Here is a 12015-nt window from a genome sequence, read left to right as displayed (position 1 = left end):
CCGTTGTCGGGTCCTGGCTCATCCCGGGGGGACCGGGGCGCCCGTCCCTCGATGTGACTCGAACACGATCTCGTCCGCCGGAGCCGCGCAGCCGAGCAGCAGATCCGCGATGGACAGCGCTGACCTGCCCAGCTCCGGCTCCCAACTCCCCACGGCGTCGGAGACCAGCAGTACGTCGAAGTCCCGGTCGAACGCAGCGAAGCCGGTCGCCAGGACGCAGGCGTAACCGACCACGCCGGCCAGCAGCAGGGTCTTGATCTGTCGTTCCCGCAGCCACCGCTCCAGCCCGGTGCCGTCGAAGGCCGAGTAACCGGCCTTGTCGACCACCAGTTCGTCCGGCCGGGGGGTCAAGTCCGCGACAATGTCCGCCCCCCAGGAGCCGGGCTCCAACCGGCGTCCGGAAGCGGTCCACCGGCGCGGCACCAGGTCATGCCGCCGCTCCATCGGTCCGCGAGCGGTGTCGTGCAACAGCCGGGTGAAGACCACCGGCACAGCAGCGTCGTGGGCCCGGTCCCGCAGCCGCCGAACCGGCCCGATCGTGGCGTGCAGCGCCGAGATGTCCCGCCCCGCTCCAGCGTAGTAGCCGCTCGGGTGGCAGAAGTCGTTCTGCATGTCGACGATCACCAGCGCCGTTCGCGCTGGGTCCGCCCGGATTGCAGGAGCCGTCACCTGCGCCACCTCCGCTCGACGGCTCCCGCCGATTCGGCCGCAGCCCGGTTGCTGAGCATGTTTCCCATGTCGGCTACTTAATCGATGCCTGCTGGAACAGCAGCCGCTCGTCCGGGCGGGGCTCCCATTTCACCCGGTCGCTGATTCCGTACGCCTGAACCTCGTTGTAGAGGAACGCGTATGGCACGTTTTGCTGGCTGAGGCGCCAGATCTGGCCAATCAGCTCCGCACGCTGTTTGGGGTTGCTGGCCGCACGCTGCTCTTCGATCAGCTTGTCGACCTGCTCGTTCGACCAGTAGCCCCGTGATGTGGATGCATAGAGGCTGCCCAGCGGCAGCTCGGCATCCATGATGGACGGACCGTAGGCGAACATGTGGATGCCGCTGAGCTTCTTGCCCGTCCAGAGCGGGAAGAAGGCCGAGTACTCCATGCCCTTCATCTCGACCTTGATGCCGGCGGCACCCAGGTAGCCGGCGACCGCCTGGGCAACCTCGTTGCCGAAGGCGTAGCGGTTGTTGGGGTACTGGAACACGATCGGCCGCCCGTCGTACTTCGACTCGGCGACCAGCGCCTTGGCACGAGCCGGGTCGTACTTGGCGGGCGCCACGTTCGGGTCATAGCCGAAGGTGACCGGAGCCACCACCTGACCGATCGGCTTGCCCAGGCCCTTGAGCAGGTCGCGAGAGATCGCCTCGCGGTCGATCGCGTAGTCGATGGCCTGGCGCAGCTTCAAGTCGTCAAGCGGAGCCTGGGTGGCGTTGAAGCCCAGATAGAGGACCCGGTTGCTGGCCACCTGCTGAACCCGGACGCCCTTGGTGGACTTCACTCGCTGGAGGGACGACGGCGGCAGGACCGGCACGACGTCCAACTCGCCGGAGATGAGGCCGGCCTGCCTTGCGCTCTCGTCCGGCACCGGCTTGAAGATCAAGGTTTTGATCGCCGGCGCGCCCTTCCAGTATTTGTCGAAGGCCGCGAGTTCCAGCTGGGTGTCTTTCTGCCAGCTGACGAACTTGAACGGACCGGAACCGATGGGCGTCTTCGCGAATTCGGCGGCGCCCATCTTCTCGTACGCCTTCTGCGGCATGATCGAGATCAGCGACACCTGCCGGTCGAAGGGTGCGAAAGGCTTCTTCAGCTTGAAGCGGATCTGCTCGTCGGACACCCGCTCGATGTCGGCCACGTCGGAGAGGTAGGTATTCACCGGCGACTTGGTGTCGGCGATGATCTTCTTGTAGGTCCAGATGACGTCATCGACCGTGACCGGTGTTCCGTCATGGAAGCTGGCGTTGGTGCGAATCGTGAATGTCCAGGTGGTGGCATCCGCGGACGAGTCCCACGAGCTGGCCAGCTGCGGGGCCACGTCGCCGTCTGCGCTGATATCGGTGAGCTGATCATAGACGTTCTTGAATGCATTGAGACTGATCGGTGAGGTGTCGACGCTCGGATCCATGGTCAGGATGTCCGAACTCTGCGCCACCACCAGGCGATCCTCTTCCCCGTTCTCAACGGGAGAACCGGAACATCCGGCCAACACCAGGCCCAGCGCAGCCATCACCGCGGCAACTGCGCGCGGCTTCACTCTCCCTAGTCGACGAAACATGTCTCTCCTCGAGGAATCACGTGGGTTTCCAACAAGACTCTCGTCATGGGGCCGGAGTCGCCGTCGCGGCCCGGTCACTGACCAGATCTGGTGCAGCGAAGTGGCAGGCCGTGAGCCGGCCGGGGCCGACGCGCTCGACCAGCGCCGGCGTTTCGGTCGCGCACCTCGGTTCGGCACGGAAGCATCGGGTGCGGAACGAACAGCCCGAGGGTGGGTTGATCGCGTTGGGAATGTCGCCCTTCAGGACGATCCGGCGTCGCGCGTCCCGCCGTACCGGATCCGGTACCGGTACTGCGGACAGCAGGGATTGGGTGTACGGGTGCGTCGGGTTCCGAAGCACCTGATCGCGGTCGCCGATCTCGACGATCTTGCCGAGGTACATCACCGCCACCCGATGCGAGATGTGCCGAACCACGGACAGATCGTGAGCGATGAACAGGTAGGTCAGCCCGAGCTCCCGCTGAAGGCGTTTGAGCAGGTTGATGACCTGGGCCTGGACAGATACGTCGAGGGCCGACACTGGCTCGTCGAGGATCAGCAGCTCCGGCCGGAGAGCGAGGGCACGAGCGATACCGATCCGCTGTCGCTGACCGCCGGAGAACTCGGCGGGTCGCGACCTCGCCATGTCGTGCCTGAGCCCGACCTGCTCCAGCAACTCCGCCACCCGCTCCGGGCGGTACATGCCGTTGATACGCAGTGGCTCGGCGATCACGTCGTGCACACTCATGCGGGGGTCGAGCGAAGCGTACGGGTCCTGGAAGACGACCTGCATGCCGCTGCGGTGCCGGCGCAGACGGCGACCCCGTAGCCCCACCAGGTTGGTTCCGCTGACATGGACCGCGCCGCTGGTTGCGGCATGCAACCCCAGGATGGTGCGGCCGAGCGTGGTCTTTCCGCAGCCGGACTCGCCGACCAGGCCCAACGTCTCGCCCCGCGCCACATTGAACGACACCCCGTTGACGGCCCGCAGGGCGTCCTTCCGCCAGCCGCCCGATCCTCGGATCTTGAAGTGGGTGTGCAGATCCACCACTCGCAGCAGTGCCTCGTCCGTCCCAGGCCCCGTGTCTTGGGCGCCGGGACGAGCCTTGTCGATGGCCATGGTCAACTCACCCTCCCACCGGATTGCCGGCCGGAACCTCGTCGGTGGACACCCGCTGCCGCCACTCGGCGGTCTCCCCGACGAAGTGACAGGCGGCGCTGTGCGGCGTAGCGGAGCCGGGGTCGCCAACAGGTTCGAGGACCGGAATCCTCTCCACACACTCGACGCGCTCCTGTCGCATGCCACACCGCGGGTGGAACACGCACCCGGAGGGCCGGTTGCGAATGCCAGGCGGCTGGCCGGGAATCGAGTAGAGCACGTCGGCGGACGAATCCAGCTTCGGCAGGCTGGCCAGCAACCCGACGGTGTACGGATGCCTCGGCGCGGCGAAGATCTCTTCTACGCCGGTCAGCTCCATGACTCGACCGCCGTACATCACCGCGACTCGATCCGCCGTTTCCGCGATCAGACCCAGGTCGTGGGTGATCAGGATGACCGAGGCGCCGGTCCGCCCGCGAGCCTCGGCCAATACGTCCAGCACCTGCGCCTGGATCGTCACGTCCAGCGCGGTCGTCGGCTCGTCGGCGATCAGCACGGACGGTTCATTCGCGATCGCCATCGCGATCATCGCCCGCTGTCGCATTCCGCCGGAGTACTCGTGCGGATACTGACGATAGCGTCGCTCCGGCGCGGGCACGCCCACCACGCCGAGCAACTCCACCACCCGGTCGCGGACCTGCGAGCGGGACAGAGTCGAACGGTGCAGCCGGATCGCTTCGGCGATCTGGCTCCCGACCCGGCGTACCGGGTTCAACGACGTCATCGGGTCCTGAAAGATCATCGAGAGGTCGCCGCCCCGCAACGCCTGGAACTCCTTGCGGGGCACCGTGAGCAGGTTTCGCCCGCGGTACCAGATCTCCCCGCCAACAACCCGGGCACGTGCGGGCGGTAGCAGGCCCATGACGGCGAGCATCGTGACGCTCTTACCCGAGCCGGACTCGCCGACTACGCCCAGAACCTCGTCCGGGTAGAGGTTGAAGGAGACTCCGTCCACAGCGCGGTGGAACCCGTCCGGTGCGGCAAACTCGACGACGAGATCGCGTACGGAGAGCAGGGCTTCGCGGTCTGGTTGTCCGGACACATCAACTCCTACACCGACGTCTTCGCCGTGATGTCGAGATCCTGGTGGCTCTCGGCGGTGAACCGCTGGCTGAGGAACTGGACCCCGCCGACGAGCATGAAGATCGCGATCCCGGGCAGCACCGAGAGCCAAGGGTTCGAATTCAGGTAGTCCTGCCCCTCGCTGATCATCAAGCCCCAGCTCGGCAAGGGTGGCTGGACCCCGAGGCCCAGGTAGCTGAGCGACGCCTCCAACACGATGATCTGGCCCAGCTCGAACGATCCGACGATCAGCATCTGCGGCACGACATTCGGTAGCAGGTGCTTGCGGATGTTCCAGCCGGCCGTCGCGCCCTGGGTCACCGCCGAGAGCACGAACTCGCGCTCCCGCAACGACATTGCCATCGCCCGTGCGATCCGGCCGTATGCGACCCAACTGGTCAGGGCGAGCAACACGGTCAGGTTCAGCACACTCGGACCGATTACCGCGACCACCGCGATCAGAAGCAGCACCCTGGGGATGGCCAACTGCAGGTCCGCCAGTCCCATGATGACGTTTTCCGCAACCCCCCGGAAATACCCGGCGATCAGGCCGAGCGTCACGCCGATCAGCAGGCTGACGACCACGGCGCTCAGCCCGATCAGGACCGATACCCGCCCCGCCAGCGCGAGGCGGCTCAGCAGGTCGCGGCCGAGGCTGTCGGTACCGAGCGGAAAGAGGTCGCCGTTGAAGGACTGCATCGGCCGCAACAGGCCCCGACCCAAGTCCTGGCCGTACGGGTCGTAGCCGGGCAAGAACGGCACGATGATCACGAGGACGGCTACACCGACCAGCAGTGCGGCTGCCAGCAGCATGGTGCCGGACAGCATTGGCCGGCGCCGTCGGAGCGCGCCGGGGCGGGCCGGGTCCGCCACCGGGGCGGTGACGTCGGGCTGCGTTGAGGTACGCCGGGTGAAGATCGTCATGACAGCCTGACCCGCGGGTCGAGAACGGCGTAGAGGAGGTCGACCAAAAGGTTGACTAGGACGAAGACCAAGGAGACGAGGAAGACACCGGCCACCGTCACCGGATAATCCCGCTGGCTCACCGACTGGACGATCAGCCGGCCGACGCCGGGCCAGCTGAACACGGTCTCGGTCACGACCGTTCCGCCGAGCAGCACGCCCAGGTTGATGCCCGCGATCGTGATCAGCGGAAGTAGCGCGTTGGGGAGCATCTGGCGGAGCACGACACCGGCCTTGCTCTGCCCCTTGGCATATGCGGTCCGTACGTAGTCCTGTTCCTGTTCCTCGGCGAAGGCCGAGTTGAACAGCCGGAGATACAGGGCCAGCTCGTACGTGCCCAGGGTCACCGCCGGCAAGAACAGGTGCTGCAATCCGCCGTATCCCAGCGACGGGAACCAGCCGAGGGTGACGGCGAACAGCAGGATCATTAACAGTCCGAACCAGAACACCGGGATGGCCTGCCGGACGAAGGCCAACCACATCACCACCGTCCGCAGCCAATGACTTCCCGCGAGCCGCAGGCCGACGCCGGTGAGGAGCGCGAGCAGCAGGCCGAGCACGAACGCGCAGGCCGCGAGCTCGAGCGTGGCCGGCAGTCGCTCGATCACGAGACCGAGCGCCGAGCTGTGGTGCCTCAGCGACTCGCCGAAATCGCCCTGCAACGCGTTGCCGAGGAACGTGAGGTACTGCCTCGGCAGCGACTCGTCCAGGCCCAGCTCGGTGCGCAGCCGGTCGATGTCGCGCTGGCTGGCTTCGACGGGCAGCAGCAGGCTGGTGGGATCGCCGCTGAGCCGAACCAGGAAGAACGTCGCGGTTAGGACTCCGAAGACGGTGAGCACGGCCTGCAGAAGCCGGCGGATCACGAACCTGAGCACCGCGCCCCCTCCCGGTCGGACCTTTCCCCTCCGCTACCGCCGTTCGAGATGAGCGCTGCCGCCTCCGCCGCCAGTTGCCGAACCACCTCCGCGGCAGGCGCGATCGACCGGACCAGAACGGCGCCCTGCCCGGTCGGCCAGTTCGCCAACGTCAGCGAGCCGGCCGCCTTGGCTGGGGCAACCACCGGCTCCACCATCTCCCACTGCTCCGGCATCGGCAGGATCTCGTTCTCGTGGCCCTTCCACGCGTCGGTGAACGCGTTCCGGAGCACTCGGGACGGCTTGCCGGTGTAGCAGCGGGACACCACCGTGTCGTCCTCCCGCATTTCCACGACACGGGCCTTGTGACTGTCGGCTGTGCGCGCCTCCGGTGTTGCCAGCAGACGCGTGCCCAGCAGCACGCCGGAGGCCCCCAGCATCAGGGCAGCGGCAAGTTGTCGGCCGTCCGAGATCCCTCCGGCCGCGAGCACCGGAATCCGTAAGGCGTCGACGAGCTGGGGGACGAGGACGAAGGTCGTGGTGCGGCCGGTATGCCCACCGGCCTCGTGCCCCTGCGCCACCACGATGTCGACGCCGCGTTCCTCGACCTCGACTGCTGCACGGCGACTGCCGACCAGCGCGATCACCTGAATGCCATGTGCCTTGGCGCGCTTGACCACCCGTGCCGGCGTGCCGAGCCCGCACGCCAGCACCGGGACGTTCTCCTCGATCACAATGTCGAGCCGTTGCTCGGCCGCCTCCAAGCTGTATGGACGGACACGCCTGGGTCTCGGCGACCGCGACGGTGCGGGCACACCAGCCGGCTGCACGGCCTGGAACTGCCGTAGGAACAGGGGCAATGGGTTGCGTTCTGGCGGCGAGTCCTGTGGCGGCTCGTGTACAAGACCGGGTGGCTCGGTCCGGTCGCTTGTGGGAAACAGCAGTCCGACACCAAACGGCTTGTCGATCAGATCCTTGACGTGCCTAATCTCCTCGCGCACTGCGGCGAGATCGCTGTTGGCATGTCCCAGCATGCCGAGACCGCCGGCGGAGGACACCGCTGCGGCTAGTTCTGGGCCGGCCACCCCGCCCATCGGCGCACCGACAATCGGGAGGCTGACGCCCAATCTTCGACAAGCCTCCGTTTGTAGAAGCCTGCTGTTCGTCATAGTCCTCGACTCCAATCGCCGGTCCGATGGCGTGGCCCGGACCGGCGCCAGCGCAGTAACGGGGAGTCCTCCTGTTAGCCGTCCATCAAGGTCGTTCCGCTAAGCGGATCAGCATCGAGCGAGAGGCTAGATGCCCCTCGGTTCTCAAAAGCACTGCTAGAGGCGCGTTAGTGGAAGCTACCGCAACCAATGGCCGTTGACCAGAGGCGTATCAAATGACTTCTTGTCTTCGACGTTCCTGTCAGCGGAACGGATCCCAACTGCCCCAAAATGCTTCGACCCTCCCGATAGACCTATGTGGAGCATCTTTCTGGCCTTCAAGGTGGTAGCTGTGAGAGACCGGCCGCACAGGCGGGCTGGGGCGAGTAGCCGCGATCAGACACCGAGACGACGTGTTCGCGACCCCGACGGGCAGGACATCAGCGGCCCATCTGACCGGTGGCAGGCTTGCCAACTGTTGACAGTAGGCAGGCTTCCTGGTCAGATGCGGGTTGGGACACACCGGCGGACGCCCGCTCCCTCAAGCTGAGAGGCCATCAGCATGCCCAGCACGGCAGCAGGCAAGCCGAGACGCCGAGGTTCGCCGGTTCCTGGCAACTGCGGCAGTGACGCTCGTAGCCGCCCTGCGGGTGCAGGAAACTGCCGGTGCCAGCCTGCGTGACGACCAGAAGGAGCCCCGGTGACCCAGCCCGTCAGCAAGCGGCTGACCCGCGACAGCACGTTTTCCCAGCGTACCGAGTCGGTGCTGCGCGACATGATCCTCGACGGTGAGCTCAAGCCCGGTGAGCGGCTCAACGAGGTAATCCTCGCCGCATCCCTTGGCATCAGCCGAGGCCCGCTGCGCGAGGCGATCCAGCGCCTGGCCAGCGAGGGTCTGCTCACGGTGATCAGTCACCGCGGTGCCTTCGTCCGCACCTTCGAACGGGCCGAGGTGGCCGAGCTCTACGAACTGCGCGCCGCGTTGGAACTGCACGCCGTACGCCTGCTCTGTCAGCGCGCCACCGACGACGACCTGGCTGGCCTCGCCGCGATGCTGGACGAGACGGAGAACCGGCTCAGCGGCAGCGCGGACCCGGCATATCCGCCGGAGTTGGACTTCCACCTGCAGCTGGTGAGGCTCGTCGGCAACCCGGCGCTGCTGGCCGCGGCGCTGGAGGCTCAGCGGCAGATCTCCCTTGCCCGAACGATGTCCGCCCATCGACCTACCCGGGCGCGCGCGGCCATCGTCGAGCACACCGACATCCTCGATGCGCTGCGGGCGCGGGATCAGGAATTGGCCACCCGACTGATGGCTGAACACCTCCACCACTCGATGGAGAGCGCTATCTCCGTCCTCGGTCTCCCGTTCGACGAGGAGCCGGCCAACGAAAGGAACCAGCCATGAGGACCACCCGCAGGCTCCGGGAGCTGCTCGCGGGTAGCGGCCCACCGCTGCTGCTGCCCGGAGCGCCCAACGCGCTCGCCGCGCGAATCGTGGAGGAGGCGGGCTTCGGCGCGGTGTATGTCTCGGGCGCCGGCGTGACCAACACCTACCTGGGCATGCCCGACCTGGGCCTGCTGACCATGAGCGAACTGGCCGATCACGTGGCGGCGATGGCGGACGCGGTTGAGATCCCGCTGGTGGTGGACGCCGACACCGGCTTCGGCAACGCCCTGAACGTACAGCGCACGGTACGGCGGCTGGAGCGGGCCGGTGCTGCGGCAATCCAGATCGAGGACCAGGTCAGTCCCAAGAAGTGCGGCCACTTCGCCGGCAAGGAGGTCATCTCCACCGCGGAGATGGTCGGCAAGATCCACGCCGCGGTGGACGCTCGGGACGATGAAAACCTGGTGATCATCGCCCGTACGGACGCGCGGGCCGTCGACGGCATCGACGCCGCCTGCGAGCGGGCCGCACATTACCGGGAAGCGGGGGCGGACGTCCTCTTCGTTGAGGCACCTCGGGACGTCGACGAACTGCGCCAGGTCACCAGCCAGGTAGCGGGCCTGCACATGGCCAACATGGTCGAGGGCGGCCTTACCCCGCTGATGTCCCGGCATGAGCTGGCCGACCTGGGCTTCGCCATCGCGCTGTACGCCAACGCCGCAATGCGCGGCGCGGTGGTCGGCATGCGGTCCGTCCTGGCCCACCTGGCAAAGCACGGCGACACTCGTGCCGCAGAGGGCCTCATGATCACCTGGACAGACCGGCAGGCGTTGGTTCGCAAGCCCGAGTTCGACGACGTGGACCGCCGCTACGCGGTCGGCCGGAAGGAGGAGGCGGCATGAACGCGGACCGAGTCGACCTGCGGTTGCAAGGCGGGCGGGTCTTCTTGCACGGCACCGGGCTGACCGAGGTCGACGTGCTCCTGGCCAGGGGTCGGATCGCCGGGATCGTCGCCCCGGACGCTCCGGGCGCCGCCGCCGAGACGGTCGACCTGCACGGCGCGATGGTCCTACCCGGCGCCATCGACCCGCACGTACACCTCGGAAAGGACATCCGGGTGCCGAAGGACCCAGACGACGCGGCATTGGAGTCCGCCTCCGCCGTCGCGGGCGGGGTCACCTCCGTGCTGGTGTACCTCATGAGCGCCGACCCGTATGAGAGCGTCTTCGTCGAGGCGCGGGCCGTGATGGAGCAGCACTCGCACACCGACTTCGGGTTCCACTTCGTCCTCGGCACGCCCGAGCATCTGCGGGCACTGCCGGCGTACGTCAGCGAGCTGGGGGTCTCCAGCTTCAAGTTCTTCATGAACTTTCGCGGTGACGAAGGCGCCTACCTGGGCATGCCTGGCAACGACGACGCCTTCATGTACGAGCTGCTCGGGCTGACCGCCGAGCACGGCGCGATGGTCAACCCCCACCCGGAGAACATCGAGCTGGTCCGCCGGCTGCGCGAAGGCGCCCGGCCGGACAACGAGCAGGGGCCGCTGTGGGCGTGGAACGCTGCGCGACCGCCATACGTGGAGGCCGAGGCGCTGCAAAGGGTGTCCTACCTGGCCAGCGTCACCGGCGCCTCGATGTACGCCGTGCACACCGGCAGCAAGGCGGCGCTGGACGTATCCCGGATGCAGCGCTCGGCGTACCCGAACCTGTTCGTGGAGACCTGCTCGCACTACCTGACGCTCAGCGTCGAGTCCGACTGCGGCACCTACGGCAAGGTGAACCCGCCGCTGCGCACCCCCGCCGACGTCGAGGCGCTCTGGCAGGGGCTGGCCGACGGCAGCGTCGACACGATCGGCTCGGACCACAACGCCCGGCACCGGTCGTTCAAGGAAAAGGACATCTGGACTGCCTCTGCCGGATTCCCCGGCGTGGGCGTGCTCTTCCCGCTCACCCTCGCCGAGGGGCTGGCCCGCGGCGTCGACCTGGCCCGGCTGGTGGACGCCACCAGCACACGAGCTGCGAAGCTGTTCGGCCTCTATCCCCGCAAGGGCACCATCCGGGTGGGCTCCGACGCCGATCTGGTCGTGGTCGACCTGGACGGGACGACCACGATCACCGCCGACGAGCAGCACTCGGCCGCCCAGTACACCCCATGGGAGGGCCGCAAGGTGCCGGTCCGGGTCGTGCACACCCTGGTACGCGGGCACTTCGCGGTCCGCGACGGGCAGCTGGACACCACGGCGACCGGCCGCTACCTGACCCGTCACAACAGCGGCTCGGTCGCGCTGCGAGCCGTGCACGGCAGCGAGGAGGACCAGCCATGAATACGCAGCAACCGTGGACCGTCGGCGGCGCCGGGGTGGTCGACAACGAGACCATCCGGCGGTACGGCCGCGCCGGCTTCGGCAGTCCGGTCGGCCTGGGCGCACGGCCGGCGTTGCTCATCATCGACGTGCAGTACCGTACGGTCGGCACCCGCCGGCAGCCGTTCGACGCCGCCGTGGAGGAGTTCACCACCAGCTGCGGCGACGTGGGCTGGGACGCCGTGGAGCGGATCGCCGAGCTGCTGGCCGAGTTCCGGGCCAACGACTTGCCGGTGCTCTACCCCCACGTGGCGCCGAAGGCGTCATACGACGCGGGCCGGCTCGGAGCGAAGGTGCCGGGAATCATGTCGATCCCCACGTACGGTTACGAGTTCGTGAAGGAGATCGCCCCGGTCGAGGGCGACATCCTGCTGCCCAAGCGGCACCCGAGCGCATTCTTCGGCACCCCCCTCGCCAGCTACCTGATCGACGTCGGCGCCGATTCCATCGTGGTCACCGGTGCCACAACCTCCGGCTGCGTCCGATCCAGTGTGGTCGACGCCTTCTCGTACAACTTCAAGGTGACCGTGCCCGCCGACGCGGTCTACGACCGCAGTCCGGTGGTACACGAGGTCAACCTCTTCGACATGGCCCAGAAGTACGCGGACGTGACCGGCACCGACCGGCTGCTGGAGCGGCTGCGCTCCCGTCGTCCGGCGAAGGTGACCGGTTAAGCACGGACATGGACGTGGTGGTCGCCGGCGCTGTGGTGGGGGGGGGGGGGCGCCCCCCCCCCCCCCCCCCCCCCCCCCCCCGGGGGGCCGGGGGCCCGGGGCCCCCCCCCCCCCCCCCATAAACAAAAGGGCGTCCCGCACCGGGGCGCCCACCCACC

At 67.6% G+C, this 12015-nt stretch carries 11 protein-coding genes; 4 read left to right on the top strand and 7 right to left on the bottom strand.

Features of this window, described 5'->3' with window-relative positions:
* Positions 1 to 18: 18 nt before the first annotated feature.
* From ACFYPD_RS27230 to ACFYPD_RS27200, 7 genes are all read right to left on the bottom strand, one after another.
* Positions 19 to 669 (bottom strand): cysteine hydrolase family protein, encoded by a 651-nt coding sequence (locus tag ACFYPD_RS27230; RefSeq protein WP_387119249.1) that lies wholly within the window; start codon positions 667 to 669, stop codon positions 19 to 21.
* 73 nt (positions 670 to 742) lie between these two features.
* Complete coding sequence (locus tag ACFYPD_RS27225) at positions 743 to 2248, bottom strand: ABC transporter substrate-binding protein (RefSeq protein ID WP_387119246.1); 1506 nt, start codon at positions 2246 to 2248, stop codon at positions 743 to 745.
* A 64-nt stretch (positions 2249 to 2312) separates the two neighbouring features.
* Entirely contained in the window at positions 2313 to 3368 is a 1056-nt protein-coding gene (locus ACFYPD_RS27220) for an ABC transporter ATP-binding protein (RefSeq protein ID WP_387119244.1), read from the bottom strand.
* A gap of 7 nt (positions 3369 to 3375) precedes the next feature.
* The gene (locus tag ACFYPD_RS27215) at positions 3376 to 4449 is read right to left on the bottom strand and encodes an ABC transporter ATP-binding protein (RefSeq protein ID WP_387119241.1); all 1074 of its coding nucleotides are present in this window, start codon (positions 4447 to 4449) and stop codon (positions 3376 to 3378) included.
* A gap of 8 nt (positions 4450 to 4457) precedes the next feature.
* Positions 4458 to 5393: an ABC transporter permease gene (locus ACFYPD_RS27210; RefSeq protein ID WP_387119238.1), complete on the bottom strand. Its 936-nt coding sequence runs from the start codon at positions 5391 to 5393 to the stop codon at positions 4458 to 4460.
* Positions 5390 to 6307 carry an ABC transporter permease gene (locus ACFYPD_RS27205; protein WP_387119235.1) on the bottom strand — a complete coding sequence of 306 codons (918 nt, stop codon included), beginning with the start codon at positions 6305 to 6307 and terminating at the stop codon, positions 5390 to 5392. The genes ACFYPD_RS27210 and ACFYPD_RS27205 overlap by 4 nt, the downstream gene beginning before the upstream one ends.
* On the bottom strand, positions 6292 to 7455 hold the full coding sequence (locus ACFYPD_RS27200; RefSeq protein WP_387119232.1) for an NAD(P)H-dependent flavin oxidoreductase: 1164 nt from the start codon (positions 7453 to 7455) through the stop codon (positions 6292 to 6294). The genes ACFYPD_RS27205 and ACFYPD_RS27200 overlap by 16 nt, the downstream gene beginning before the upstream one ends.
* A gap of 679 nt (positions 7456 to 8134) precedes the next feature.
* Here ACFYPD_RS27200 and ACFYPD_RS27195 point away from each other — a divergent pair.
* Genes ACFYPD_RS27195 through ACFYPD_RS27180 form a run of 4 tightly spaced genes read left to right on the top strand, consistent with a single transcriptional unit; the run spans position 8135 to position 11857 of the window.
* Positions 8135 to 8839, top strand: coding sequence for a GntR family transcriptional regulator (locus tag ACFYPD_RS27195; RefSeq protein WP_387119229.1), 705 nt, complete (start codon positions 8135 to 8137; stop codon positions 8837 to 8839).
* Positions 8836 to 9723 carry an oxaloacetate decarboxylase gene (locus ACFYPD_RS27190; RefSeq protein WP_387119226.1) on the top strand — a complete coding sequence of 296 codons (888 nt, stop codon included), beginning with the start codon at positions 8836 to 8838 and terminating at the stop codon, positions 9721 to 9723. The genes ACFYPD_RS27195 and ACFYPD_RS27190 overlap by 4 nt, the downstream gene beginning before the upstream one ends.
* Positions 9720 to 11144, top strand: a complete 1425-nt coding sequence (locus ACFYPD_RS27185) for a dihydroorotase family protein (RefSeq protein ID WP_387119223.1) — start codon at positions 9720 to 9722, stop codon at positions 11142 to 11144. Before ACFYPD_RS27190 ends, ACFYPD_RS27185 begins: the two co-directional genes overlap by 4 nt.
* Positions 11141 to 11857: an isochorismatase family protein gene (locus ACFYPD_RS27180; protein ID WP_387119220.1), complete on the top strand. Its 717-nt coding sequence runs from the start codon at positions 11141 to 11143 to the stop codon at positions 11855 to 11857. The genes ACFYPD_RS27185 and ACFYPD_RS27180 overlap by 4 nt, the downstream gene beginning before the upstream one ends.
* Positions 11858 to 12015: the final 158 nt, after the last annotated feature.

It is taken from the genome of Micromonospora sp. NPDC005299, assembly GCF_042872345.1.
Lineage (GTDB): Bacteria > Actinomycetota > Actinomycetes > Mycobacteriales > Micromonosporaceae > Micromonospora.
This window is presented reverse-complemented; position numbering and strand designations above follow the sequence as displayed.